Source organism: Aquamicrobium soli (assembly GCF_042646345.1).
In the GTDB taxonomy this organism is placed as follows: domain Bacteria; phylum Pseudomonadota; class Alphaproteobacteria; order Rhizobiales; family Rhizobiaceae; genus Mesorhizobium; species Mesorhizobium soli_A.
The window spans coordinates 222239-248070 of sequence record NZ_JBHRTK010000012.1 but is presented as its reverse complement, the minus strand read 5'-3'; the positions used below and the strand labels follow the sequence as shown (position 1 = coordinate 248070).

General features: G+C 66.7%; 22 protein-coding genes. 15 read left to right on the top strand and 7 right to left on the bottom strand.

Features of this window, described 5'->3' with window-relative positions; translation table 11 throughout:
- Positions 1-45 precede the first annotated feature (45 nt).
- Both secB and ACFOHJ_RS10700 read right to left on the bottom strand, forming a co-directional pair.
- Positions 46-543 (bottom strand): protein-export chaperone SecB, encoded by a 498-nt coding sequence (secB, locus tag ACFOHJ_RS10705; protein ID WP_378220490.1) that lies wholly within the window; start codon positions 541-543, stop codon positions 46-48.
- Between the two features lie 110 nt (positions 544-653).
- Positions 654-1154 carry an FxsA family protein gene (locus ACFOHJ_RS10700; protein ID WP_378220489.1) on the bottom strand — a complete coding sequence of 167 codons (501 nt, stop codon included), beginning with the start codon at positions 1152-1154 and terminating at the stop codon, positions 654-656.
- Positions 1155-1341: 187 nt separating this feature from the next.
- Here ACFOHJ_RS10700 and ACFOHJ_RS10695 point away from each other — a divergent pair, with 187 nt between their 5' ends.
- Genes ACFOHJ_RS10695 through ACFOHJ_RS10680 form a run of 4 tightly spaced genes read left to right on the top strand, consistent with a single transcriptional unit; the run spans position 1342 to position 4091 of the window.
- A complete protein-coding gene (locus tag ACFOHJ_RS10695) occupies positions 1342-2046 on the top strand; it encodes a Tim44/TimA family putative adaptor protein (RefSeq protein ID WP_378220488.1) in 705 nt (234 codons plus the stop codon).
- A gap of 23 nt (positions 2047-2069) precedes the next feature.
- Complete coding sequence (gene mltA, locus ACFOHJ_RS10690; RefSeq protein ID WP_378220487.1) at positions 2070-3167, top strand: murein transglycosylase A; 1098 nt, start codon at positions 2070-2072, stop codon at positions 3165-3167.
- Positions 3164-3691 carry a Smr/MutS family protein gene (locus ACFOHJ_RS10685; RefSeq protein WP_378220486.1) on the top strand — a complete coding sequence of 176 codons (528 nt, stop codon included), beginning with the start codon at positions 3164-3166 and terminating at the stop codon, positions 3689-3691. Before mltA ends, ACFOHJ_RS10685 begins: the two co-directional genes overlap by 4 nt.
- Positions 3692-3701: 10 nt before the next feature.
- The gene (locus ACFOHJ_RS10680; protein WP_378220485.1) at positions 3702-4091 is read left to right on the top strand and encodes a helix-turn-helix domain-containing protein; all 390 of its coding nucleotides are present in this window, start codon (positions 3702-3704) and stop codon (positions 4089-4091) included.
- Here the strand turns inward: ACFOHJ_RS10680 and ACFOHJ_RS10675 are convergent.
- Positions 4070-5659 (bottom strand): peptide chain release factor 3, encoded by a 1590-nt coding sequence (locus ACFOHJ_RS10675; protein WP_378220484.1) that lies wholly within the window; start codon positions 5657-5659, stop codon positions 4070-4072. The two genes, ACFOHJ_RS10680 and ACFOHJ_RS10675, sit on opposite strands and share 22 nt — an antisense overlap.
- 153 nt (positions 5660-5812) lie before the next feature.
- Between ACFOHJ_RS10675 and dut the strand changes: the two genes are divergently transcribed.
- The 6 genes from dut (at position 5813) to ACFOHJ_RS10645 (ending at position 11236) form a co-directional block, all read left to right on the top strand.
- Positions 5813-6295, top strand: coding sequence for a dUTP diphosphatase (gene dut, locus ACFOHJ_RS10670; protein ID WP_378220483.1), 483 nt, complete (start codon positions 5813-5815; stop codon positions 6293-6295).
- Positions 6296-6952: an HAD family hydrolase gene (locus tag ACFOHJ_RS10665; RefSeq protein ID WP_378220482.1), complete on the top strand. Its 657-nt coding sequence runs from the start codon at positions 6296-6298 to the stop codon at positions 6950-6952.
- Positions 6953-7078: 126 nt separating this feature from the next.
- A complete protein-coding gene (locus tag ACFOHJ_RS10660; RefSeq protein ID WP_378220481.1) occupies positions 7079-7879 on the top strand; it encodes an isocitrate lyase/PEP mutase family protein in 801 nt (266 codons plus the stop codon).
- On the top strand, positions 7879-8880 hold the full coding sequence (locus tag ACFOHJ_RS10655; RefSeq protein WP_378220480.1) for a proline racemase family protein: 1002 nt from the start codon (positions 7879-7881) through the stop codon (positions 8878-8880). The genes ACFOHJ_RS10660 and ACFOHJ_RS10655 overlap by 1 nt, the downstream gene beginning before the upstream one ends.
- A gap of 99 nt (positions 8881-8979) precedes the next feature.
- Positions 8980-9972, top strand: coding sequence for an adenosine kinase (locus ACFOHJ_RS10650; RefSeq protein WP_378220479.1), 993 nt, complete (start codon positions 8980-8982; stop codon positions 9970-9972).
- Between the two features lie 106 nt (positions 9973-10078).
- Complete coding sequence (locus tag ACFOHJ_RS10645) at positions 10079-11236, top strand: GGDEF domain-containing protein (protein ID WP_378220478.1); 1158 nt, start codon at positions 10079-10081, stop codon at positions 11234-11236.
- Positions 11237-11352: 116 nt separating this feature from the next.
- Here the strand turns inward: ACFOHJ_RS10645 and ACFOHJ_RS10640 are convergent, their stop codons facing one another.
- Complete coding sequence (locus tag ACFOHJ_RS10640) at positions 11353-13635, bottom strand: NADP-dependent malic enzyme (protein WP_378220477.1); 2283 nt, start codon at positions 13633-13635, stop codon at positions 11353-11355.
- 199 nt (positions 13636-13834) lie between these two features.
- On the opposite strand from ACFOHJ_RS10640, the gene mutS reads away from it, so the two are divergent.
- The 4 genes from mutS to ACFOHJ_RS10620 all read left to right on the top strand — a co-directional run bounded on the left by mutS (position 13835) and on the right by ACFOHJ_RS10620 (position 18763).
- Complete coding sequence (gene mutS / locus ACFOHJ_RS10635; RefSeq protein ID WP_378221530.1) at positions 13835-16522, top strand: DNA mismatch repair protein MutS; 2688 nt, start codon at positions 13835-13837, stop codon at positions 16520-16522.
- A gap of 47 nt (positions 16523-16569) precedes the next feature.
- The gene (locus tag ACFOHJ_RS10630; protein ID WP_378220476.1) at positions 16570-17556 is read left to right on the top strand and encodes a diaminopimelate dehydrogenase; all 987 of its coding nucleotides are present in this window, start codon (positions 16570-16572) and stop codon (positions 17554-17556) included.
- A 97-nt stretch (positions 17557-17653) separates the two neighbouring features.
- On the top strand, positions 17654-18118 hold the full coding sequence (locus tag ACFOHJ_RS10625) for a nuclear transport factor 2 family protein (protein WP_378220475.1): 465 nt from the start codon (positions 17654-17656) through the stop codon (positions 18116-18118).
- Positions 18119-18205: 87 nt separating this feature from the next.
- Positions 18206-18763, top strand: a complete 558-nt coding sequence (locus ACFOHJ_RS10620) for a TetR/AcrR family transcriptional regulator (protein WP_378220474.1) — start codon at positions 18206-18208, stop codon at positions 18761-18763.
- Positions 18764-18800: 37 nt separating this feature from the next.
- On the opposite strand, the gene ACFOHJ_RS10615 is transcribed toward ACFOHJ_RS10620, so the two are convergent.
- From ACFOHJ_RS10615 to ACFOHJ_RS10605, 3 genes are all read right to left on the bottom strand, one after another.
- Positions 18801-19634 (bottom strand): aldo/keto reductase, encoded by an 834-nt coding sequence (locus tag ACFOHJ_RS10615; protein ID WP_378220473.1) that lies wholly within the window; start codon positions 19632-19634, stop codon positions 18801-18803.
- Between the two features lie 135 nt (positions 19635-19769).
- Positions 19770-20153 (bottom strand): CopM family metallochaperone, encoded by a 384-nt coding sequence (gene copM / locus ACFOHJ_RS10610; protein WP_378220472.1) that lies wholly within the window; start codon positions 20151-20153, stop codon positions 19770-19772.
- A gap of 36 nt (positions 20154-20189) precedes the next feature.
- The gene (locus tag ACFOHJ_RS10605; protein WP_378220471.1) at positions 20190-22712 is read right to left on the bottom strand and encodes a heavy metal translocating P-type ATPase; all 2523 of its coding nucleotides are present in this window, start codon (positions 22710-22712) and stop codon (positions 20190-20192) included.
- 203 nt (positions 22713-22915) lie between these two features.
- Between ACFOHJ_RS10605 and ACFOHJ_RS10600 the strand changes: the two genes are divergently transcribed.
- Positions 22916-25675: a [protein-PII] uridylyltransferase gene (locus ACFOHJ_RS10600; protein ID WP_378220470.1), complete on the top strand. Its 2760-nt coding sequence runs from the start codon at positions 22916-22918 to the stop codon at positions 25673-25675.
- Positions 25676-25832: the final 157 nt, after the last annotated feature.

The window sequence follows — 25832 nt, the reverse complement described above, 5'->3', positions numbered from 1 at the left end:
CGCGAGGCCGGGTTTTGTCTGTTCGTGCAGGATCGAGCCCGAGGCTTAGCTGGCCTTGACCTTCGCTGCCGCCTGGTTCTCCGCCATCCGCTGCTGGAACATCTGCGCGAAATCGATCGGGTCGAGCATCAGCGGCGGGAAGCCGCCGTTGCGCGTCGCGTCGGCAATGATCTGGCGGGCGAACGGGAACAAAAGCCGCGGGCATTCGATGAACAGGATCGGCAGCATGTGCTCCTGCGGGAAGCCGCTGATGGCGAACACGCCGCCATAGACGAGTTCCACGTTGAACAGCACTTCCTTGTCGAAGGAGGCCTTGGCGTTCAGCGTCAGGTTGACGTCGAACTGGTCATCCGACAGCGGGTTGGCGTTGACATTGACGTTGATGGCGATGCCGGGGGCCTTGTCGCGGCCGCGCAGCGAGTTGGGCGCGCCGGGGCTCTCGAACGACAGGTCCTTGATGTACTGGGCAAGTACGCTCAGCGAAGACGGCGTGCCGTTTCCGTTGGTTGCCGCGTTGGCGGGCGCTTCGTTATCTTCGGCCATCAGCCCTGTCCTTTTGCCTGGACCGTTCAGGCCCGGATTAAAATCGGGCGTTGGCTACCATGGCCAGCAGGACAAGACAAGGTTTTCCGCTGCTGGCGGCGCCTGCCGGTTCACTCGTCGTCGAGACGGCGCCAGGGCGAATTGGGATCGGGCTTCGAGCCGGTGCGCGAAAAATCGTCTTCGTCGAGCTCGATGGTCGTGCCGCGCCGCCGCTCGCCGAAATCGCCTTTGCCGAATCCGCGAACATGGCTGAAAACCGCGATGCGCCGGCCGATGGCGCGCCACGCGAAGTCGCGCACCGGAGCCAGCAGCAGCAGGAGTGCGGCGATATCCGTGATGAAGCCCGGGATGATGAGCAGCAGCGCGGCCAGCACGATCATCGCGCCATGCGCCAGTTGCCGGCTCGGGTCGTGGCCGGCGTCCAGTTCGGCCTGGACGCGGCGCATGACGCCGAACCCCTGGCGGCGCAGCAGCAGCGATCCGGCGACGCTCGAGGCGAGCACCAGCCCCACCGTCGCCAGCGCGCCGATCTGCCGGCCCACGATGACGAAACCGGCGATTTCCAGCAGCGGAAGCGCAAGCAGCAGCAGGGGAAGGGGGAAGATGCGCACCTTAAACCCGATCGGTTCGAATTGGCCGGCCTGCGGGCGTTCGCGGCTGGCATTGAGGCCATTAGATAGGTATGGCTGCCCGTGATTTGAATGATTGCACCGCGCGTTCTATATGCTTTGATAGTGGAACGCCATGCTGCGGCGTGAACGGCCCGCGGGGCCGCAACAGGGATTGATGGCGCAAGACATGGGATTTTTCGACTTCGGCACGATTTTCTTTTTGGTCGCGGCGGTCGTGATCTTTTTCCAGTTGCGCAACGTCCTGGGTCGTCGGACGGGCAACGAGCGTCCGCCTTTCGATCCCTATTCTCCCGCCGATCCAGCCAAGAACGCCGCCAACACGTCGGAAAACGTGATCTCGCTGCCGCGCAAGCGCGCGCCGGGCGATCCGGCGGTCGATCCCTATGCGGCGATCGACGCCTTCGCCAAGCCGGATACGGACCTCAACAAGGGCCTGCGCGCCATCAAGGACGCCGATGCGTCCTTCGACCCCAAGACCTTCGTCGACGGTGCGAAAATGGCCTATGAGATGATCGTCATGGCCTATGCCGACGGCGACCGCAAGACGCTGAAGAACCTGCTCTCCAAGGAGGTCTATGACGGCTTCGTCGCGGCGATCGGCGAGCGCGAGTCCAAGTCGGAAAAGATCCAGTCCTCCTTCGTCGGCATCGACAAGGCCGACATCGTATCGGCCGAGATGAAGGGCAGCGAGGCCCATGTGACGTTGCGCATCGTCAGCGAACTGATTTCGGCTACCCGCGACAAGGCCGGCACCGTCATCGACGGCGATCCGGAAACCGTGGCCGAGGTCAAGGACGTGTGGACCTTCGCCCGCGACACGCGCTCGCGCGATCCGAACTGGAAGCTGGTGGCGACCGAAGAGGAAGACTGATCCCTGGCGGCGGCGAGGCTCCCGTGTCGCTTTCCCCTCTTTTTCAACCCGGAACCTTTGCCGCATTGCCCGGCTGGCGCGAGGACGACCAGCTTGCGGCCTTCGAGGCCTTTCGGCGTTGCGCCTTTCAGGGGCTGAAAAAACCATATCGAAGCGGCTCGCTCGGCGTCGTTTTCGATGCCTTTTCCGAGTGTCATGAGGCGGCGCGCAACGTTTCGCCGGCGAATCGACGGCAGGCGCGGGCCTTTTTCGAGGAATTTTTTGTCCCGGCGCGGGTTGGCGCGGAGCCGGGTCTTGTCACCGGGTTTTACGAACCGGAGGTCGAGGCCTCGCCGGTGCCGACCAGCCGGCATCGCGTGCCGCTGTTGGCGCGGCCGTCGGACCTCGTCGACGTCGACGATAGCAATCGACCGCAAGGAATGGATTCCTACCTCGCTTTCGCCCGTGCGACGCCGGACGGCCTGGTCGATTATTTCGACCGCGAATCGATCGAGCGCGGCGCGCTGGCGGGCCGGGGGCTGGAGATCGCCTGGCTGGCCGACAGGGTCGATGCCTTTTTCATTCACGTGCAGGGCGCGGCAAGGCTGGCAATGACCGACGGCCGGCTGCTGCGCGTCACCTATGTCGCCAAAACCGGCCAGCGCTTCACCGGGCCGGGCAGGGTGCTGGCCGATCTTGGCGAGATTCCGCTGGAGGAGGTGACGATGCAGTCGATCCGCGCCTGGTTCAAGGCGCATCCGGACCGGGTCGACGAAATCCTGTGGCGCAACCGCTCCTACGTCTTCTTTCGCGAGGCGCCGGTGGACGATCCGGCGCTGGGCCCGATCGCGGCGGCGAAAGTGCCGCTGGTGCCCGGCCGCTCGATCGCCGTGGACCGGCTTCTGCATACCTTCGGCACCCCGTTCCACATCGATGCGCCGGCGCTCACGGCCTTTGGCGGCGAAAAATTCCAGCGGTTGATGATCGCGCAGGATACCGGGTCGGCGATCACCGGTCCGGCGCGCGGCGACCTGTTCGCCGGCAGCGGCGATGCGGCCGGCGAGATCGCCGGCGTGGTGCGTCATGCCGCGACCTTTCATGCGCTGCTGCCGAAAAGCCTCGTTTCGGGGGCGAATCGATGACTCGCGGCGCTTTGAAGGACGAGGACCGGGTTCTCTGGTCACTCGTGGCGAAAACAGCCACGCCGCTCAAGGGCAAGGTGGCGGTCGCGGTGCCCGAGCCGGTGCCGTCGGCACCCGAGCCGCCCGTTGCCGCGACAAGACCTGTGCCCGGCACTGCCGCGCCCACCCCGAAGGCAAAGGCCCCGCGCGTCTCGCACAACTTGGATGAGCCGACGCTGGAAAAACTGTCCAGGGGGCGGCTGCCGATCGAGGGCCGCGTCGACCTGCATGGCTTGACGCAGCAGGAGGCCTATTCGCTCCTGTTTTCGTTCCTCTACCGCGCCCATGCCGGCGGAGCCCGCTACGTGCTGGTCATCACCGGCAAGGGCTCGTCGTCGGGCGGCGACGGCGTGCTGCGCCGGTCCGTTCCGGCCTGGTTGTCGACGCCGGCCTTCCGCCACCTGGTTTCCAGCCACGACCATGCGTCGCGCCAGCATGGCGGCTCGGGCGCGCTTTATGTGCGGCTGCGGCGGACGCGGCCATGAGGGAGCGGCCGTGACCCCGCTCGGCGAGCGGATTCGCGCGCTGCGGCGCGAGCGCGGCGTCAGCCAGAAGGACATGGCGGCGGCTCTTGGCGTGAGCGCGGCCTATCTGTCGGCCCTCGAACACGGCCACCGCGGTGCCCCGAACTGGACGATGATCCAGAAGATCATCGGCTATTTCAACATCATCTGGGACGACGCGGAGGAGCTCCAGCGACTGGCCGAAACCTCGCAGCCGCGAGTCGTGATCGACACCTCCGGCCTGACGCCGGCCGCGACCGAACTCGCCAACCTGCTGGCCAGCGAGATCGGCAAGCTTGGCGAAGAGGACTTGCTTCGCCTGACCTCGTCGGTCCGCGAGGCGCTGGCGAAACGCCGCCGTCAGGCCGCGTCGCGCACCTGATAGTCCTTCACGTCGGTGAAGCGGATCTGTGGCCAGCGCTCGGCCTCGTAGTTCAGCGAGAAGGCGTGCTGCGCCAGGAACACCGGGTCCTCGTCGAGGTCGCGGGCGATGTCGCCGCGATGCGCCTCGATGAAGCGGTGGACCTCCGCCTTGTCGTCGGCGGCAATCCAGCGGCAGACGGAAAAGCGCGACATCTCGAAATCGACCGGCAGCGAATATTCGATGTTCAGCCGTTCCTTGAGCACGTCGAGCTGTAGCGCGCCGACGACGCCGACGATCGCCGGCGAGCCGTCCTCGGGCGAGAACAACTGCACCACGCCCTCTTCCGCCATCTGGTGCAGCGCTTCCTTGAGCTTCTTTGCCTTCATGGCGTCGCCGAGGCGCACGCGGCGCAGGATTTCCGGCGCGAAATTCGGCACGCCCCGGAACAGGAGCTCCTCGCCCTCGGTGAGCGTGTCGCCGATGCGCAGCGTGCCGTGGTTGGGGATGCCGACCACGTCACCGGCGAAGGCCTCGTCGGCGGTGATGCGGGAGCGAGCGAAGAAGAACTGCGGCGCCGACAGGCTCATCGGCTTGCCGGTGCGCACCAGCTTGGCCTTCATGCCGCGCTCCAGCTTGCCCGAGCAGACGCGCACAAAAGCGATGCGGTCGCGGTGGTTGGGGTCCATATTGGCCTGGATCTTGAAGACGAAGGAGGTCATCCTGTCTTCCATCGCCTCGACCGTGCGGATGTCGGCTTCCTGCGCGCGCGGCGGCGGCCCGTAGCTGCCCAGCGCCTCGATCAGGTCGCGCACGCCGAAATTACGCAGCGCCGAGCCGAAATAGACCGGCGTCATGTGACCCTGGCGGAAGGCCTCGAGGTCGAACGGCCGGCACGCCTCGCGCGCCAGTTCCACTTCCTCGATGAAGGCGGGGCGGTCGTTCTCGGGCAGGAGACCGGCGGCGCGGTTGGAATCGGGACCATTGACCGGCGTGCGGTCCTTTTCGGCGTCGCCGCGCCGCACGGCGTTCTCGGCCAGGTGATAGGTGCCGGCGAAGGTCTTGCCCTGCCCGATCGGCCAGGTGATGGGCGCAGTGTCCAGCGCCAGCTTCTGCTCGATCTCGTCCAGGATCTCGTAGGTGTCGCGCGCTTCGCGGTCCATCTTGTTGACGAAGGTGACGATCGGGATGTCGCGTAGCCGGCAGACCTCGAAAAGCTTCAGCGTGCGCGGCTCGATGCCCCTGGCCGCGTCGATGACCATCACCGCGCTGTCGACCGCCGAAAGCGTGCGATAGGTATCGTCGGCGAAGTCCTCGTGGCCGGGCGTGTCGAGCAGGTTGAAGACGTTGTCGCCATATTCGAAGGTCATCACCGAGGTGACGACCGAGATGCCGCGCTCGCGCTCGATCTTCATCCAGTCGGAGCGCGTCTGGATGCGGTCCTTCTTCGCCTTCACTTCGCCGGCAAGCTGGATGGCGCCGCCGAACAGCAGCAGCTTTTCGGTGAGCGTCGTCTTGCCGGCGTCCGGGTGCGCGATGATCGCGAAGGTACGGCGGCGCGGCACGGCGGCTGTTATCGTCTCGGTCATTTTCGGGAATCCGTTGTCGCGGCGGCTTTTACCAGCCCCCTTCCGCCGTGTCGAACGGAAATCAAGTTGTTGCCATGGTGTGGCCGGAAACAAAGCCGTTGATGGCGCGGCGCGGCGATTGACCCCGACGCCGCTCCGTCCGATAGGTTCGCCATGTCTGCTTCCCTGAAATCCTCCGTCATCGGCCCCGCCGTCGGCATCGTTCGCCTGCCACACGGCGCCGACCTGCCGCTTCCCGCCTATGAGAGCGCCGGTGCCGCCGGCATGGACCTGCGCGCCGCCGTGGCGGAAGACAGGCCGCTCCTGATCCTGCCGGGCCGGCGCGCGCTGGTGCCGACCGGGCTGGTGATGGAAATCCCGGAGGGAATGGAAGGGCAGGTCCGGCCGCGCTCGGGACTGGCCTTCAAGCACGGCATCACCTGCCTGAACACGCCCGGCACCGTCGACAGCGACTATCGCGGCGAGGTCAAGGTGCTGCTGGTCAATCTCGGCGACGAGGACTTTCTGGTGACGCGCGGCATGCGCATCGCCCAGGTCGTCTTTGCCCCGGTGACGCAGGTTGAGGTCGAGGAGCGCGACGCCGCCGGCGGCACGGCGCGCGGAGCCGGCGGCTTCGGCTCGACCGGTATCGCCTGAATGGCCCCGCCGAAGCTCGTCATCTTCGATTGCGACGGCGTGCTCGTCGACACCGAGACGCTCGCCAACCGCCGGCTGGCGCGACTGATCTGCGAGGCCGGCCTTCCGATCACCTACGAGGAATGCAGGCTGCGGTTTTGCGGCCGCAGCCTGGCCTCGGTGCGCGACGAATTGAAGGCCGCCGGCACAGATGTCGGCGACGATTTCGTCGGGCGCTGGTACCGCGAACTGCCGCAGACTTTTGGCAGCGGCGTCGAGATGATTCCTCACGTCGAGATTTTCATCGAAGCGGTGAAGGCGGCGGGCATCGCCCACTGCGTCGCTTCCTCCGCCCGTACCGAAAAGATGCTGATGACGCTCGGCCAGACCGGCCTCCTGGCGCATTTCCGCGACGTGCTGTTCAGCGCCTCGATGGTCGAGCGCGGCAAGCCCGCCCCCGATCTCTTCCTCCACGCGGCCGGCAGGATGGGCTTTGAGCCGGCCGACTGCATCGTGATCGAGGACAGCGTGCCGGGAACGCAGGCCGGGATCGCGGCCGGCATGCGCGTGTTTTCCTATCATGGCGACCCGCATTCCGACCGGGAAGGGCTCGCCCGGGCCGGCGGCATCCTGTTCGACGACATGCGCAATCTTGCGGCCCTGGTGCCGCTGGCATGAGCGTGCTGCCGTCGTCCTGTCAGCACGCGGCAAGAAGTCGGCCTTGAGCCAATCACATCCATTTGCCCGGCGCCCGCTGAGAGACTAGGTTCTGCGCCTGTATCGCTCGGACAAGGATGGACTTCCATGGACAAGGGCAGGATTTTCCGCGACCTTCACGCTTCTACATTCATCATTCCCAATCCCTGGGACGCCGGCACGGCGAAGCTTCTGGCAGCCTTCGGTTTCAAGGCGCTGGCCACCACCAGCGCCGGCTACGCCTTCTCGCGCGGCCTGCCGGACGGCGGCGTCGGCTTCGAGGCGATGATCGCCCATTGCAAGGAACTGGTGGCCGCGACCGGCCTTCCGGTGTCGGCAGACCTGGAGAAGGGCAAGGGCGACAGCGCCGAGCGCGCCGCCGAGACGATTTTCGCCGCCGACGCGGCGGGCCTCGCCGGCTGCTCGATCGAGGATTTTTCCGGCGACGGCGACAAGCCGATCTACGAGTTCTCGCATGCCGTGGAACGGGTCGCGGCAGCGGCGGAGGCGGCGCGCGCGCTGAAGAACGACTTCGTCTTCACCGCGCGGGCGGAGAATTTCCTGCACGGGCGCCCCGACCTCGACGACACCATCAAGCGCCTGCAGGCTTTCGAGAAGGCCGGCGCCGACGTTCTCTATGCGCCGGGCATCACCGACATCGAAATCGTGCGCACGATCTGCTCGGCAGTGTCGAAGCCGGTGAACGTGCTTGCCGTGCCCGGCTTTTCGCGGGCGGCGCTGGCCGAGGCCGGGGCGAAGCGCATTTCGGTCGGCTCCAAGCTGACCAACTTCGCCTTCGGCATGCTCGAACGGGCCGCCAACGAGATGCTGCAGGACGGCACGTTCGAATTCAGCTGCGACGCCATGCCGTTCGCGCGGCTGCAGCAGATGTTTTCGGGTCAGGCGTGATGCAGACATTGACGGTAACCGACATGCACACCGGCGGCGAGCCGGTGCGCATCGTCACCGGCGGCTATCCCGCCGTGCCTGCCGGCACGATCCTTGAGAAGCGCGCCTATGTGCGCGACCATCTCGACCACCTGCGCAAGGTGCTGATGTTCGAGCCGCGCGGCCACTACGATATGTACGGAGTGCTGCCGGTGGAACCGGACCTGCCGGGCGCGGACCTCGCGGTGCTGTTCATGCACAACGAAGGCTATTCCACCATGTGCGGCCACGCCACCATCGCGCTCGGGCGCTATGCCGTGGACCAGGGCCTGGTTGAGAAAAAGGAGCCGGTGACGGTCGTCAACATCGAGGCGCCGTGCGGCCTCGTCGTCGCCTCGGTCGAGGTGCGCGACGGCAAGGCCGGCGCGGTGTCGTTCGAAAGCGTGCCGGCTTTCCTCTATGCCCGCGACCGGGAAGTCACGCTGCCCGGCGTTGGCAAGGTCGGCTTCGACGTGGCTTATGGCGGCGCCTTTTACGCTCTGGCCGATTGCCGGCAGTTCGGGCTGGAGTTCGGAAGGAGCCGTGTGCGCGATTTCGTCGATGCCGCGACCGCGCTGACCGACAAGCTGAAGGCCGAGTTCCCGCTTTCGCATCCCGCCCATGCCGATCTCGGCTTTCTCTACGGGACCATCCTTACCGATGGAAAGGACGCGTTTTCCAGCGAGCCGACGAAGAACGTCTGCGTCTTCGCCGAGGCCGAGGTCGACCGTTCGCCGACCGGCTCCGGCGTCACCGCCCGGCTGGCCGCCATGTACGCCAAGGGCCAGATCGGCCTCGGCCAGACGCGGCTGTTCGAGAGCATCACCGGCTCGCGGTTTTCCGGCGCGGTGGAACGCACCACGACCGAAGGCGGCCACGATGCTATCGTCGCGCGCGTCGGCGGGCGGGCGTTCTACAGCGGCAAGGCCGAGTTCAGCGTCGAGCCGCAGGACGAGCTGGGGCGCGGCTTCCTGCTGCGCTGAGCGCCGGGGGCGGGTTTGCAAAGCGCGGCCGATGCGATAGACCGCACGCGGTCCGCGTGGCACGCAGCCGCCGGCTTCGGGGCTTCTTCGGAGATATTGATGGCCGACTTTGACGTGCTTTGCATCGGCAACGCGATCGTGGACATCATCGCGCAATGCGACGATGCCTTTCTGGAAACCAACGGCATCGTCAAGGGCGCGATGAACCTCATCGACGCGCGGCGTGCCGAACTGCTCTATTCCCGCATGGGGCCGGCGGTCGAAGCGTCGGGCGGCAGCGCCGGCAACACAGCGGCCGGCATCGCCTCCTTCGGGGGCCGCGCCGCCTATTTCGGCAAGGTGTCCAAGGATCATCTTGGCGGCATCTTCACCCACGACATCCACGCCCAGGGGGTCGCCTTCGATACGAAGCCGTTGCAGGGCACGCCGCCGACGGCGCGCTCGATGATCTTCGTCACGCCGGACGGCGAGCGCTCCATGAACACCTATCTCGGCGCCTGCGTCGAGCTTGGCCCGGACGACGTGGAAGCAGACAAGGCGAAAGGCGCCAGCGTTACCTATTTCGAAGGCTACCTGTGGGATCCGCCGAAGGCCAAGGAGGCGATCCGCCAGACGGCGCGGCTGGCGCATGAGGCGGGCCGCGAGGTCGCCATGACGCTGTCGGACTCCTTCTGCGTCGACCGCTACCGCGACGAGTTCCTCGACCTCATGCGCTCCGGCACCGTCGACATCGTCTTTGCCAACAGCCAGGAAATCCGCTCGCTCTACCAGACGGAATCGTTCGACGGGGCGGTGGAACTGATCCGCAAGGATTGCAGGCTCGCCGCCGTCACCCGTTCGGAGGAAGGCTCGGTGATCGTGCGCGGCAACGAGACGGTGACGATAAAGGCCGCGCCGATCCGCGAACTGGTCGACACCACCGGGGCGGGCGATCTCTATGCCGCCGGCTTCCTGCACGGCTACACCCAGGGGCGCGACCTCAAGGCCTGCGGCGACCTCGGCTCGCTGGCCGCCGGGCTGGTCATCCAGCAGATCGGCCCGCGCCCGCGCCAGAACCTGCGCGAGGAAGCGAAGGCGGCCGGGCTGCTGTAGCCGCGGCCTTCCCACGACGCTCTCCTGGTCGGATACGCTTCGTTCACCTCGTTTCCATAGGCTGCGCCCGCGGTCGCGCCCGCATGGTACAAAGGCAGACGATACAATGGGGGTGCTCGTGTCATTCGATCCCGACACGCTGTTTTTCGCTGCGGGAATCTGCTCGGCCGCATTGGCCATGACCATGCTCGGCGTGTGGTTCCAGAACCGCATGGATCGCTTCCTCATCGGCTGGATGGCCGGCATGGCGCTGATCGGAGCCGGCGTCATCCTCTACGCGACCGTTCCGCCCAAATATGTCGAGGCGGCAGCGCTCGCCTTCACGCTGGAGATCGTCGGTTTCGTCGCGGTCTTCGTCGCCGCCGGGCAATTCTGCGGCAAAACCGTAGATTGGACTGGCGTGGCGACGCTGGGTTTCGCGGTTGCCCTCCCCGTCGCCGTGCCGATCGCCTTCGGCTTCGACGGCTTCGGCATCATGGTCTACAATTTCCTCGTGGCGGGCCTGCTTAGCGCGACGGCGTGGCGATACTGGTCGGTCCGCTCTGAGGCTCCCGCTTCCATTGCCGGCGTCACCGTCCTCTATTTGTTGGCTGCGTCTTCGTTCCTGGCCTGCGGAGCCGTGTTGCTGCATGAGCGCGCCTGGGTGCTGGACGGCCGTCCCGACAACTGGGCCGAGCATTTCAACGCCATCATGTCGATCGTCGGCATCACCGGTATCGGCGCGCTGTCGCTCGGGCTCAACCAGTCGCGGGCCGCCCGTCGGCACCTGCATGAAGCGCGGACCGACGCGCTGACCGGGCTGCTCAACCGGCGCGCGCTGTTCGACGACCTGTCCGACGGCCGGCTTCGGCAGGGCGATGCCGTCGTCTGCCTCGACCTCGACAGCTTCAAGGCCATCAACGACCGTTACGGGCATTTCGGCGGGGACCAGGTCCTGTGCCGCTTCGCTGACGTCCTGCGCCAGCATGTTCGGCCGGACGATCTGGCGGCGCGAACCGGGGGCGAGGAGTTCGTGCTCGTCGTCCGCGACACAACCTTCTCCGCCGCGATCGACGTCGCCGAGCGCATCCGGACCTCTTTCGCGACGCTCGATATCGAAACCGACAAGGGCCGGATTCAGGGAACCGCCAGCGCCGGGGTCGCGATGGCGCAATTCGCCGGCGAGAGTTTCGACGCCATTTTGAGCCGCGCCGATACCGCGCTCTACCGGGCCAAGAACACTGGGCGCAACCGCGTGTCCGCCGCCTTGCAGATGGTGGCGTGAGCGCAAGCTGCCTGCCTCAGGCGAAAAGCTATGGCTAGTGAGAGGCAAGGTAGCCCGGAAGCCGCGCCGTAGCGAAGCTTTCGGGGACCTGCCGTATCGCCGATAAGGTTGCTCTTTTACGTCCCCGCATAGGCCGCGAGCGCGGCCATGTTGACGATGTCGGAATCCTTGGCGTTGAGGTTGACGATCTGCACCGGCTTGTTGAGGCCGACCAGCAGCGGGCCGATCACCGTCGAGCCGCCCAGTTCCTGCAACAGCTTGGTCGAGATCGAGGCCGAGTGGAAGGCGGGCATCACCAGCACGTTGGCCGGCCCGGTCAGCCGGCAGAACGGATACTGCGCCATGGCGCGCGGGTTGAGCGCCACGTCGGCGGACATCTCGCCGTCATATTCGAAGTCGACGCGCCGCTTGTCGAGGATCTGCACCGCCTCCTGGATACGCTCGGAGCGCTCGCCCTGCGGATGGCCGAAGGTGGAGTAGGCGAGCATGGCGACACGCGGTTCGTAGCCCATGCGGCGCGCGAAGTTGGCCGCTTCCTCGGCGATGTCGGCGATCTGCACCGCATCCGGCATGTCGTGCACGGCGGTATCGGCGACGATGACGGTGCGCCCGCGCGCGAGCACGATCGAGGCGCCGATGACGCGGTGGCCCGGACGTGCGTCGATGACGCGGCGGATGTCCTCCAGCGCCGTCGAATAGTTGCGGGTGACGCCGGTGACGATGCCGTCGGCGTCGCCCAGCGCCACCATGCAGGCGGCGAAATGGTTGCGGTCGTTGTTGATGAGGCGCTGGCAGTCGCGGAACAGGAAGCCCTTGCGCTGCATGCGCTCGTACAGATAGTCGGTGTAGAGGCCGTTGCGGCGCGAAAGCCTGGCGTTGATGATCTCGATGCCCGGCTTGTCGATATCGACGCCGGCGTTCTTCGCGTTCTCCTTGATGACGTCGTCGCGACCGAGCAGGATGGCGGTGCCGAGCCGCTGGTTCACGTAGGAGACGGCGGCGCGCATCACCTGCTCCTCCTCGCCCTCGGCGAAGACGATACGCTTGGGCTGGCGGCGCACGCGGTCGTAGATGCGCGACAGCGTCGAGGCGATCGGATCGCGGCGGGCCGACAGTTCCAGCGCGTATTTGTCGAGGTCGAGGATCGGCCGGCGCGCCACGCCGGTTTCCATCGCGGCCTTGGCCACGGCGACCGGAATGGCCGAGATCAGGCGCGGGTCGAACGGCACCGGAATGATGTAGCTGGGGCCGAATTTCGGCCGGTTGCCCTGGTAGGCGGCGGCGACGTCGTCGGGCACGTCCTGGCGGGCGAGTTCGGCCAGCGCCTGGGCGGCGGCGATCTTCATGGCGTCGTTGATGGTGGTGGCCCGCACGTCGAGCGCGCCGCGGAAGATATAGGGAAAGCCGAGCACGTTGTTGACCTGGTTCGGATAGTCCGAGCGGCCGGTGGCCATGATGGCGTCGGTGCGGATCGCGGCGGCCTCTTCCGGGGTGATTTCCGGGTCCGGGTTGGCCATGGCGAAGATGATCGGGTTCGGCGCCATCGACTTGAGCATGTCGGGGGTCAGCGCGCCCTTGGCCGACAGGCCGAGGAAGACGTCGGCTCCCTCCAGCGCTTCCGCCAGCGTGCGCGCGTCGGTCTTCACCGCATGTGCCGACTTCCACTGGTTCATGCCTTCGGTGCGGCCCTGCCAGACCACGCCCTTGGTGTCGCACAGCGTGATGTTTTCCGGTGCGAAGCCCATCGCCTTCATCAGTTCGATGCAGGCGATGCCGGCGGAGCCGGCGCCGTTGCACACCATCTTCGTCGTCTTCATGTCGCGCCCGGTGATCTCCAGCGCGTTGATGAGGCCGGCGGCCGAGATGATGGCGGTGCCGTGCTGGTCGTCGTGGAAGACGGGGATGTCCATCAGTTCGCGCAGCTTCTGCTCGATGATGAAACATTCCGGCGCCTTGATATCCTCCAGGTTGATGCCGCCGAAGGACGGCCCCAAGTAGCGCACGCAATTGATGAAGGTGTCGGCATCCTCGGTGTCGACCTCGAGATCGATGGCATCGACATCGGCGAAGCGCTTGAACAGCACCGCCTTGCCTTCCATCACCGGCTTGGAGGCGAGCGCGCCGAGGTTGCCCATGCCGAGGATGGCGGTACCGTTGGAAATGACGGCGACCATGTTGCCGCGGCTGGTATAGTCGAAGGCGCGGCTGCCGTCGTCGGCGATCGCCTGTACCGGGACGGCGACGCCGGGCGAATAGGCCAGCGACAGGTCGCGCTGGGTCGCCATCGGCTTGGTCGGTACGATCTCCAGCTTGCCCGGCCGCCCCATGGCGTGGAATTCGAGCGCCTCCTCGGGGCTGACCGATGGACCTTGTTCTGCCTGCCTGTCCTTGCGTGCCATGCTTGCTGGTTCCTCCCGGTGGTACGCGCGATCCACGTTTCTTGTGGACTGTTCGCGGGTAAGGCTACACGTTGCAAATGTAAATCGCCAAACCAATGCGTACGGAAATTTTGGAAACAGTTTCTTGAACGACGACACGCCGATCCGCGCCGGGACGACGGCGCCGCCCGCGGCCGCCGCCACAGGCGGCGTAACCCCAATGCCAGCCGCCGCCGGTGTCACTCCGATGATGGAGCAGTATATCGAGATCAAGGCGGCGAACCCGGATTCGCTTCTGTTCTACCGCATGGGCGATTTCTACGAGCTGTTCTTCGACGATGCGGAGAAGGCGAGTGCGGCGCTCGGCATCGTGCTCACCAAGCGCGGCAAGCACCAGGGTGCGGACATCCCGATGTGCGGCGTGCCGGTGCATGCGGCCGACGACTATCTGCAGAAGCTGATCGCGCTGGGTTTCCGTGTCGCCGTCTGTGAGCAGATCGAGGACCCCGCGGAAGCGAAGAAGCGGGGCTCCAAATCGGTGGTGCGGCGCGACGTGATCCGGCTGGTGACGCCCGGCACCATCACCGAGGACAAGCTTCTGGCGCCGTCGGAGTCGAGCTTCCTGATGGCGCTGGGGCGGGTCAAGGCGAGTTCGGATTCCGCGCTGGCGCTGGCCTGGGTCGACATTTCCACCGGCGCCTTCCGGGTGGCCGAAACCAGTTCCGAGCGGCTGCTGGCCGATATTTTCCGCGTCGATCCGCGTGAGCTGATCGTCGCCGAGCCCGTCTTCTACGATCCCGAGCTGAAGCCGGTCTTCGACCTCCTCGGCCGCGTCGCCAATCCGCAGCCGGCGAGCCTGTTCGATTCGACGTCGGCGCCGGCGCGCATCGCCCGTTTCTTCGAGGTGGCGACGCCGGACAGTTTTGGCAGCTTTTCGCGCGCCGAACTTTCGGCGGTGTCGGGCATCATCGCCTATGTCGAGAAGACGCAGAAGGCCGAGCGGCCGCCGCTGTCGCGGCCCGAGCGCGAGGAGCAGGGCTCGAGCCTGTTCATCGATCCGGCGACGCGCGCCAACCTGGAATTGCTGCGCACGCTGTCCGGCAGCCGTGAGGGCTCGCTGTTCAAGGCCATCGACCGCACCGTGACCGGCGGCGGCGCGCGGCTCTTGGCCGACCGGCTGATGGCGCCGCTGACCGATCCGGCAGCGATCGCGGCGCGGCTGGATTCCGTGTCGTTCTTCCGCACCGAGACGCGGCTGTGCCAGGCGGTGCGGCTGGCCCTGAAGGGTGTCGCCGACATGCCGCGCGCGCTGACGCGGCTCGCGCTAAATCGCGGCGGCCCGCGCGATCTGGGCGCGCTGCGCTCCGGCTTCGAGGCGGCCGTCGCGGTCGCCGACACCTTTGCCGGCGTCCAGCCGCCCCATGAACTGGCGCAGGCACTGGCCGCGATCGCCGGCCTGCCGGCCGCGCTCGGCCGCCATCTCGGCGAGGCGCTGGCCGAGGAACTGCCGCTGCTGAAGCGCGACGGTGGCTTCCTGCGCGCCGGCTACCATGCCGAACTGGACGAGATGCGGGCGCTGGCCAGCGAGTCGCGCAAGGTCATTGCCGGCATGGAGCGCGCGCTGGCCGACGAGACCGGCATCAGGTCGCTGAAAATCCGGCACAACAACGTGCTCGGCTACTATATCGAGGTGACCGCCAACCATGCCGCGATCATGACCGGCACCGACGAGGCGAAGGCGAGGTTCATCCACCGCCAGACCATGGCCAACGCCATGCGCTTCACCACGACGGAACTGGCGGAACTGGAATCCAAGATCGCCAACGCCGCCGACCGCGCGCTGGCGATCGAGCTTGCCGCCTTCGACGCGCTTGTCGGCGAGGCGGTCGGCGAGGCGGAAAAAATCCGCGCGGCGGCGGAGGCGCTGGCCGTGCTCGACGTATCGGCGGCGCTGGCGCTGCTGTCGGAAAGCGAGAACTGGTCGCGGCCGCAGGTCGATTCCAGCCTTGCCTTCGACATCGTCGGCGGTCGCCATCCGGTGGTCGAGCAGGCGCTGCGCCGCGCCGCCGAAGCGCCGTTCGTCGCCAACGACTGCGACCTCTCGCCGGAGGGCGATGCCCAAGGGGGCAAGCAGGCCGGGGCGATCTGGCTTTTGACCGGCCCCAACATGGGCGGCAAGTCGACCTTCCTGCGCCAGAACGCGCTGATCGCCATCCTTGCCCAGACCGGCTCCTACGTGCCGGCCACGAGCGCCCGTATCGGCGTCGTCGACCGGCTGTTTTCGCGCGTCGGCGCCTCCGACGACCTGGCGCGGGGCCGCTCCACCTTCATGGTCGAGATGGTCGAGACGGCGGCGATCCTCAACCAGGCAGGCGAGCGGGCGCTGGTCATCCTCGACGAGATCGGGCGCGGCACCGCCACCTTCGACGGCCTCTCCATCGCCTGGGCGGCGGTGGAATATCTGCACGAGAAGAACCGCTGCCGCGCGATCTTCGCCACGCATTTCCACGAGATGACGGCGCTGGCCGGAAAGCTGTCGCGGCTCCACAACGTCACCATGCGGGTGAAGGAGTGGGAAGGCGACGTGGTGTTCCTGCACGAGGTCGGCAAGGGCGCCGCGGACCGCAGCTATGGCGTGCAGGTGGCGCGGCTGGCCGGCCTGCCTGAGGCTGTGGTGGCGCGCGCCCGCGAGGTGCTGCGCCAGCTCGAGGAAGGCGAAGTCTCGGGCAAGGCCGAGCGGCTGGTGGACGACCTGCCGCTGTTTTCCGTCGCCGCCCGGCGCGAGGCACCGAAGCCGGCGAAGAGCGATGCGGTGGGCGAAGCGCTCGCCGCGCTCAACCTCGACGAGATGACGCCGCGCGAGGCGCTGGAAACGCTCTATCGGCTGAAGGGCCTGGCCGAGCTGTAATCTTATCCCCGGAAAATCATCGAAGAAACCAGGAAGGGACAGTCATCATGGCTGAACGGATCAGGATCGCCATCGCCGGCCACGGCAATCTCGGGCGCGGCGTCGAGGCGGCCGTCGCCAGGAACGCCGACATGGAGCTTGCCGGCATCTACAGCCGGCGGCCCCCGGAGCAGCTCAAGCCGCTGCAGGCCGCCACGCCGGTTTTCGGCATGGAAGCGCTGCCCGGCCATACCGACCGCATCCACGTGCTGATCCTGTGCGGCGGTTCCAAGGAGGACCTGCCCGTGCAGGGGCCGCAACTGGCGGCGCTGTTCAACACCGTGGACAGCTTCGACACGCATGCCCGCATCCCCGAATATTTCGCCGCCGTGGATGCGCCTGCCCGGGAAAACAGCCGCACGGCGCTGATTTCGGCCGGCTGGGACCCCGGCATGTTTTCCATCAACCGGGTCATGAGCGAGGCGCTGCTGCCGGACGGCGCCACCTACACCTTCTGGGGCGACGGGCTCAGCCAGGGGCATTCGGATGCCGTGCGCCGCGTCGACGGCGTTGCCGACGCCGTCCAGTATACGCGCCCGGTCGAGGAAGCGGTGGAACGGGTGCGCCGCGCCGAACGGCCGGTCCTGTCCACGCGCGAGAAGCACACGCGCGAGTGCTTCGTCGTGCTGGAGGAAGGCGCCGACGCCGAGCGGGTGCGCGACGCCATCGTCACCATGCCGCACTATTTCGACGCCTACGACACCACGGTGCATTTCATCAGCGCGGAGGAACTGGCGCGCGACCACCGGGCGATGGGGCATGGCGGCTTCGTCATCCGCAGCGGCAACACTTCGGCCGGCAACGCCCAGGTCGTCGAATATGCGCTGAAGCTCCGCAGCAATCCCGAGTTCACCGCCAGCGTGCTGGTGGCCTATGCCCGCGCCGTCCATCGGCTGCACGCCATGGGGCAGTATGGCGCAAAGACGGTGTTCGACGTGCCGCCGGGCCTGCTTTCCTCCAGGAGCGCCGAGCAGTTGCGCGCCGAAGAGCTGTAGGCGCCGGCGGTCAGATCATTGTTGACGAGGTTTGTACCGAACGGTACAAACCATCCGTCGACCGCGTCGCGGCCATAAATGATGGAGCAACACAATCATGAGCCGCCCGCCGCTTCCGCCCTTCACTCCCGAATCCGCCGCGCAGAAGGCGCGGCTGGCCGAAGACGCCTGGAACGGGCGCGACCCGGAAAAGGTGGCGTCGGGCTATACCGAGGACAGCATCTGGCGCAACCGTGCTGAATTCGTCACCGGCCACGCCGAGATCGTCGCGTTCCTGCGCCGCAAATGGGTGCGCGAGCTCGACTACCGCCTGATCAAGGAAGTGTGGAGTTCGCATGACAATCGCATCGCCATCCGCTTTGCCTATGAATGGCACGACGATGGCGGCCACTGGTTCCGCTCCTACGGCAACGAGAACTGGGAGTTCAATGCGGAGGGGCTGATGTACCGCCGCCATGCCAGCATCAACGACTTGCCGATCAGGGAAAGCGAGCGCAAGTTTTTCTGGCCGCTCGGCCGCCGTCCCGACGATCACCCCGGCCTTTCCGAACTGGACCTGTAGAGCATGATCCCGAAAAGTGCATCGCGGTTTTTGCAAAAAGATAATGCTCCAACAAAGGGATAGAGCGTCCTGACGCTCTAGGAGCGCATGCGCGCAGACACCGCCGAAGCCGAGAAACTGATCGCCCGCATCGCCGAGGTGTTTCGCGAACATGGCTATGAGGGCGCCAGCCTGACGCGGATCGGGCAGGCGACGGGGCTGGGCAAGGGCAGCCTCTACAACTTCTTTCCCGGCGGCAAGGAAGAGATGGCCGCCGCCGTGCTCGCCCACATCGCCGCATGGTTCGAGGAAAACGTGTTCGCGCCCCTGCGGGACGAAGGCCAACCCGCCGCCGGCATCGGCCGCATGCTCGACGCCACCGACCTCTATTTCCAGTCGGGCGGCCGCGTCTGCCTGGTCGGGGCCTTTGCGCTGGATGATTCCAGGAATCGTTTCGTTACCGAGATAAGGGCCTATTTCGGCTCCTGGGTCGCGCATCTCAGCGCAGCACTGCAACGCGGCGGCCGCGACAAGCCTGAAGCCGACCAGCTTGCCGAGGATACGGTCGCGGCCATCCAGGGCGCGCTGACCCTGTCGCGCGCCTTCGACGATACGGCCGTGTTCTCGCGCGCGCTGGGGCAGGCAAGGACAAGGCTTGCGGTCTGAGGGGCCGCCGGCGCCCGGTTCGGTTTCAGACTCGTGTTCAGATCATCTCCAGCGGCTGCCTGCGCGGCGGCGGCGCGAACAGCCGGTCGAGTTCGGCGAGATCTTCAGGCGCGAGCTTGATGTCGAGCGCAGCGACGTTCTGTCGGATATGCTCGGCTCGGACCGCCTTGGGAATGGCGATGACACCCGGCCGGGCCATCGTCCAGGCCAGGGCGATCTGTGCCGCGGTCGCGCCGTGGCGGGCGGCGATGGCGTCCAGCTTGCCGCCGCGCGCCAGCCGCCCCTGTTCCACCGGCGAATAGGCCATGATGGGCATGCCGCGCTGCCGGCACCACGGCAGAAGGTCGAATTCCGGCCCGCGCCGGGTGAGGTTGTAGAGTACCTGGTTGGTCTGGCAGTTCCCGCCGGCGGGCAAGGCCGCCAGTTCTTCCATATCGTCGGTGTCGAAATTGGACACGCCCCAATGACGGATTTTTCCCGCCGCCTTCAACGCCTCGAGCGCTTCCACCGTCTCGCGCAGCGGCACGCCGCCGCGCCAATGCAGCAGGTAGAGGTCGATGCGATCGGTGCCGAGCCGCTTCAGGCTGCGTTCGCAGGCCGCCACCGTGCCCGAGCGCGAGGCGTTGGACGGCAGTACCTTGGAGACGATGAAGGTTGAATCGCGATGGCCGGCGATGGCCTCGCCGACCACGGATTCGGCGTTGCCGTACATTTCCGCCGTGTCGATCAGCGTCAGGCCGAGGTCGAGACCGAGCCGCAGCGCCGCCACTTCCTCGGCGAAGCGGCTCCTGTCCTCGCCCATGTGCCAGGTGCCCTGGCCGAGGACCGGCACGGCCTCGCCGCTGGGCAGGGTGGTGGTTCGGATCGGCATCGGTGGCTCCTTCGTCAGGCGGCAGTGGGATCAAGGATACCGCATGACGGGATTTGAGCCAGTATTGGGAGGATTCTGTGTCCGGCCTGCTTCACCCGGCATTTGCCGCCGGGGGAAGGCAGGCCGTGTGGCCGCCTATTTTCCCGGATGCGCGTCCAGCCAGTCTTCCATTTCCGTTATTTCCTTTTCCTGCGCCGTGATGATGTTTTGCGCCAGCTTGCGCAGGTCCGGATCCTTGCCATGGTCGAGCAGCACCTTGGCCATGTCGATGGCTGCCTGGTGATGCGGGATCATGGCGCGCACGAAGTCGGCGTCGGCGTTTCCGGTGTACTGCATGGCCATCATATCGCGGTGCATCTTGTCCATCGCCGCCTGGTAGCCGGCGGCCGGATCGTCGGTCGCTGCGGCGGCCATGTCATGGTTCATCTGTGCCGATTGCGCCGGCATGCCGGCGAGCTGCGCGCCCAGCAGCGCGACGGCGGCCATCGGCGCGAGCAGGATTTTGCGGGTCATACGCATGGGAATTCTCCTTTGGAGTCTATCTGGAAAAGGCGTTCAGAGTTTCAATGTCCTGAGCCGTAACGCGTTCGCGATGACCGACACCGACGACAGGCTCATCGCCGTGGCCGCCAGCATCGGCGACAGCAGCGTGCCGGTCAGGGGGTAGAGCACGCCGGCGGCCACCGGCACGCCGAGCGCGTTGTAGAGGAAGGCGAAGACGAGGTTCTGGCGAATGTTGCCGATGGTCGCCTGCGCCAGCCGGCGCGCCCGCACGATGCCGGTGAGATCGCCCTTGAGCAGCGTGATGCCGGCGCTTTCCAGCGCCACATCGGCGCCGGTGCCCATGGCGATGCCGACATCGGCAGTGCTGAGCGCCGGGGCGTCGTTGATGCCGTCGCCGGCCATCGCCACCACGGCTCCCTTTGCCTGAAGCTCCTCGATCAGCCGGGCTTTCGATTCCGGCAGCAGCCCGGCCTGCACCCGGTCGATGCCGAGCTTGGCGGCGATCGCCTGCGCCGTGCGCTCGTTGTCGCCGGTCGCCATGATGATGGTGAGGCCCTGTTCGTGCAGCGCCTTGATCGCCTGCGCGGCGGTCGCCTTGATCGGATCGGACACGGCGACGATGCCGGCCGCCTTGCCGTCGATGGCAACCAGCACGGCCGAGCGGCCGTCCGCGCGCAAGGCGTCGGCCTGCCCGGCGAGCCGGGTCGTATCGACGCCCTCCTCTTCGAGGAAGCGCGCATTGCCGAGCAGCACCGCGCGGCCGCCGACCTTGCCGGTCACCCCCTTGCCGTTGACGGCCTCGAAACCGTCGGCGGCAGAAAACGTCAGCTTGCGCTCTCTCGCCCCCTGCACGATGGCGTCGGCTAGCGGATGCTCCGAACCCTGTTCGATGGCGGCGGCGAGCGACAGCACCTCGTCCTCGCCGAAGCCGTCGAGCGCGACCACGTCGGTCAGCGTCGGGCGGCCTTCGGTCAGCGTCCCGGTCTTATCGACGATCAGCGTATCGACGGCGGCGAAGCGTTCCAGCGCCGCCGCTTCCTTGACCAGCACGCCGGCCTGTGCGCCGCGCCCGGTCGCGGTCATGATCGACATCGGCGTCGCCAGCCCGAGCGCACAGGGACAGGCGATGATCAGCACCGACACCGCCGAGACGAGGGCGAAGACCAGCCTCGGCTCCGGTCCGAACAGCGCCCAGGCGATGAACGCCACGATGGCGACCAGCACCACGGCCGGGACGAAGTAGAAGGAAACACGGTCGGCCAGCCCCTGGATCGGCGCCCGGCTGCGCTGCGCCTTGGCGACCAGATCAACGATGCGCGCAAGGGTCGTTTCGGAGCCGACTCGTTCGGCCCGCATCACCAGCGTGCCGTTGCGGTTGAGGGTGCCGCCGGTGACCGGGTCGCCCGCCGCCTTGCCCACCGGCAGCGGCTCGCCGGTGATCATCGATTCGTCCACCGCCGAGCGTCCGTCCGTGACGGTGCCGTCCACCGGCACGGCTTCGCCCGGGCGGATGCGCAGGAGGTCGCCTTCGCGCACGCTGTCCAGCGCGACATCCGTTTCGCTGCCGTCCGATCCTATGCGCCGCGCGGTCTTCGGGGCGAGGTCGAGCAGCGCGCGGATGGCCGAGCCGGTCTTTTCGCGGGCCCTGAGTTCCAGCACCTGGCCGAGGAAGACCAGCGCCACGATGACCGCCGAGGCCTCGAAATAGACCGGGACGGCGCCGCCATGGCCCCGGAACGCATGTGGGAAAAGGCCGGGGAACAGCGTGGCCACCACGCTGTAGAGATAGGCGGCGCCGACGCCGAGCGAGATCAGCGTCCACATGTTCGGGCTGCGGTTGAGGATGGATTGCCAGCCGCGCCGGAAGAACGGGATCGCCGCCCACAGCACCACCGGGCTGGCCAGCGCCAGCTCGATCCAGGTGGCAGCCGGTTCGCCGACCAGATCGCGCACCGGCAGCCCGAGCATCGGCCCCATTGACAGGACGAGCAGCGGGATCGACAGCGCCGCGCTCACCCAGAAGCGGCGCGAAAAATCGACCAGTTCGGGGTTGGGGCCTTCCTCGCCGGTCGGCACCCCCATCGGCTCCAGCGCCATGCCGCAGATCGGGCAGTCGCCGGGACCGTCGCGCACGATTTCGGGGTGCATCGGGCAGGTGTATTTCGTGCCCTTCGGCGCCGGGGTGGGCGCAGGCCGGCCGTTTCGGTATTTTTCCGGGTCGGCCTGGAACTTGTCGAGGCAGCCCTGCGAGCAGAAATAGAATTTTTCGCCCTCGTGCCTGAGGAAATGCCGGGCCGTGGCGCGGTCGACCTTCATGCCGCAGACCGGGTCTTCGGCGGTCAGATAGCTTTCCGGGTGGGCGGTGAATTTGGTCCGGCAGCCTTCGCTGCAGAAATGAAAGACGCGCCCGCCGTGCTCCGCGCTCGGCTTGCCGGCGTTCGGGTCGACGGTCATGCCGCAGACGGGATCGCGGGTCACGGCTTCGTCGGCCGGCGCTGCGGCGCGCGCGGAACAGCAGGAGCCGGTTCCGCCCTGGGCGTGGTGGTGATCATGGTGGTGGTCGTGGTTCGCCATTGCGGTCCTCGAAACGATGCGGAATCTCGATTTCGATCGAAGGTAGGGCTTCCAGCAACTGGAAGGTCAAGAGGCCTTCGGACAAGAAATCTAAGGCGAGCCTCTTCGCCGCCGCTTGGGGCTGGGCCCCATACCCATGGCCCCCAAAACACGCTATAGACGCGCCCGATAAGGCACTTCCCGAAACGGCACCCGCGCGGCCTATGGCGAAACTACCCCTGAAGCTCGACGAACTGATCGACGGCCACGCCCTGCGCGCAGATCTCGCGGCAATGGCCGGCGACGGCGGGCTTACGCAGCCGCAGGCGAGGGCGGCGGCCCTTCACCTGCTCAAGGAGCGCAAGGCGGAAGCCTTCGGCAGGGTGGAGGAATTGCTGAAGGCTGATGGCAGCGGCTCGGCCTGCGCCATCCGCCTTTGCCATGTCATGGATGAGATCATCGGCGCGCTTTACGCCTGCGTCTCCGGCGGGGGCGAAAGCATGGCGGTCGTCGCCGTCGGCGGCTACGGCCGCGGCACGCTGGCGCCGGGTTCCGACATCGACCTCCTGTTCCTGCTCCCGCAGGGCAAGGCCCCGGCGGCGGCCGCTGCCGCCGAAACCATGCTCTATCTGCTGTGGGACATGCGGCTGAAGGTCGGCCACGCCACCCGCACCGTCGAGGAATGCCTGCGGCTGGCGCGCGAGGACATCACCATCCGCACGGCCCTGCTCGAGGCGCGGCTGGTCTGCGGCGACGGCAAGCTTTTCCAGACGCTGGAGCACCGTTTCGACCGCGAACTGGTATCCACGACCGGCCCGGAATATGTGCAGGCCAAGCTTGCCGAGCGCGATACCCGCCACGCCAAGGCCGGCGAGAGCCGCTACCTGGTCGAACCCAACGTCAAGGACGGCAAGGGCGGCCTGCGCGACCTGCATACGCTGTTCTGGATCGGGAAATACTTCTACCGCGTACGCACCGCCGAGGAACTGGTCGGCAAGGGGGTCTTTACGCAGGCTGAATACAACCTGTTCCGCAAGGCCGAGGATTTCCTGTGGGCGGTGCGCTGCCACATGCACTTCCTCACCGGCAAGGCGGAGGAGCGCCTGCATTTCGACATCCAGCGCGATATCGCCGAGCGGCTCGGCTATACCAGCCATCCCGGCCTTTCGGCGGTCGAGCGCTTCATGAAGCATTACTTCCTCGTCGCCAAGAATGTCGGTGACCTGACCCGCATCTTTTGCGCCGCGCTGGAGGAGGAGCAGGCGAAGTACGTGCCCGGCTTCGACCGCATCATCGGCGGCTTCTCGCGCCGCAAGCGCAAGCTTGCCGGCACCAGCGATTTCATCGTCGACAACCATCGCCTCAATGTCGCTGACGACCAGGTGTTCGAGCGCGATCCGGTGAATCTTCTCCGGCTGTTCTGGTTCGCCGACAAGCACGCGATGGAGTTCCACCCGCATGCGCTCAAGCTTCTCACCCGCTCGCTCGGCCTTGTCGACCGGGCGCTGCGGCGCGATCCCGAGGCGAACAGGCTTTTCCTCGATATCCTGACCTCGGACCGCGATCCCGAACTCAACCTGCGCCGCATGAACGAGGCGGGCCTTCTGGGCCGGCTGATCCCCGATTTCGGCAAGATCGTCGCCATGATGCAGTTCTCGATGTACCACCACTACACGGTGGACGAGCACCTGATCCGCTGCATCGGCGTGCTGTCCGAGATCGAGCGCGGCGACGATGCAAAAGTCCATCCGCTGTCGCATTCGCTGATGCCGGGGCTGAAGAAAAGCCGTGACGCGCTCTATGTCGCCGTGCTGCTGCACGACATTGCCAAGGGGCGGCTGGAGGACCATTCGGTGGCCGGCGCCCGCATCGCGCGGCGCATCTGCCCGCATATGGGGCTTTCCGCCGCCGATACCGGGACCGTCGCCTGGCTGATCGAACATCATCTCCTGATGTCGATGACGGCGCAGACGCGCGACCTCAACGACCGCAAGACGATCGAGGATTTCGCCTCGGTGGTGCAGTCGGTCGAGCGGCTGAAGCTGCTCCTGGTTCTCACCGTCTGCGATATTCGTGGTGTCGGACCGGGCGTGTGGAATGGCTGGAAGGGCCAGCTACTGCGCACGCTCTATTTCGAGACCGAGCTGCTTTTGACCGGCGGCTTTTCCGAAATGTCGCGCGCCGACCGCACGACGGCCGCGCGCGATGCGCTGCGCGAGGCACTCGGCCACTGGCCGCAGGCGGAGCGCGACCGCATCGTCGCGCTGCACTACCAGAACTACCTGCTGACCGTGGACCTTGCCGACCAGGTGCGCCACGCCGAGTTCATCCGCCAGGCCGATGCGGCCAGGAGAAGCCTCGACACCATGGTCAGGCCGCACCAGTTCGAGGCGGTCACCGAGATCACCGTGCTGGCGCAGGACCATCCGCGCCTGCTGTCGGTCATCGCCGGCGCCTGTGCCGCCGCCGGCGCCAACATCGTCGATGCGCAGGTCTTTACTACGGCGGACGGCCGCGCGCTCGACACCATCCTGATCAACCGCGAGTTCGAGCTCGACGAGGACGAGCGCCGGCGCTCGACGCGCGTCGGCAAGCTGATCGAGGATGCGCTTTCCGGAAAAAGCTATCTGCCGGAGATCATCGAGAAACGCACCAAGCCCAGGCGCGGCCAGAAGACGTTCCGCATTCCGCCGCGCGCCGAGATTCGCAACGCGCTGTCCAACCGCTTTTCCGTCATCGAGGTCGAGGGGCTGGATCGGCCGGGGCTTCTGTCGGAGATCACCGGCGCGCTGTCGGACCTGTCGCTCGACATCGCCTCGGCCCACATCACCACTTTCGGCGAAAAGGTCATCGATACCTTCTATGTCACCGACCTGACCGGCCAGAAGATCGAGAACCCGGCGCGCGAAAAGGCGATCGTGGAGAAACTCGTCGCCACGCTGGACGGCACGGGCCTGGCCAGGACGAAGGCGGCAGCGGAGTAGAATTGAGATTGCGTCCCTTTCCGATCCTTTTCGGTGCCTTGCCCCCATCCCTGACCCCTGCGCGCAGGGGTAGGGCCGTCGCGTCCGTCACGGACCGCAATCCCCCCACCCCTGACCCCTCCCCACAAGGGGGAGGGGAACGCCGGCACACCCGCTT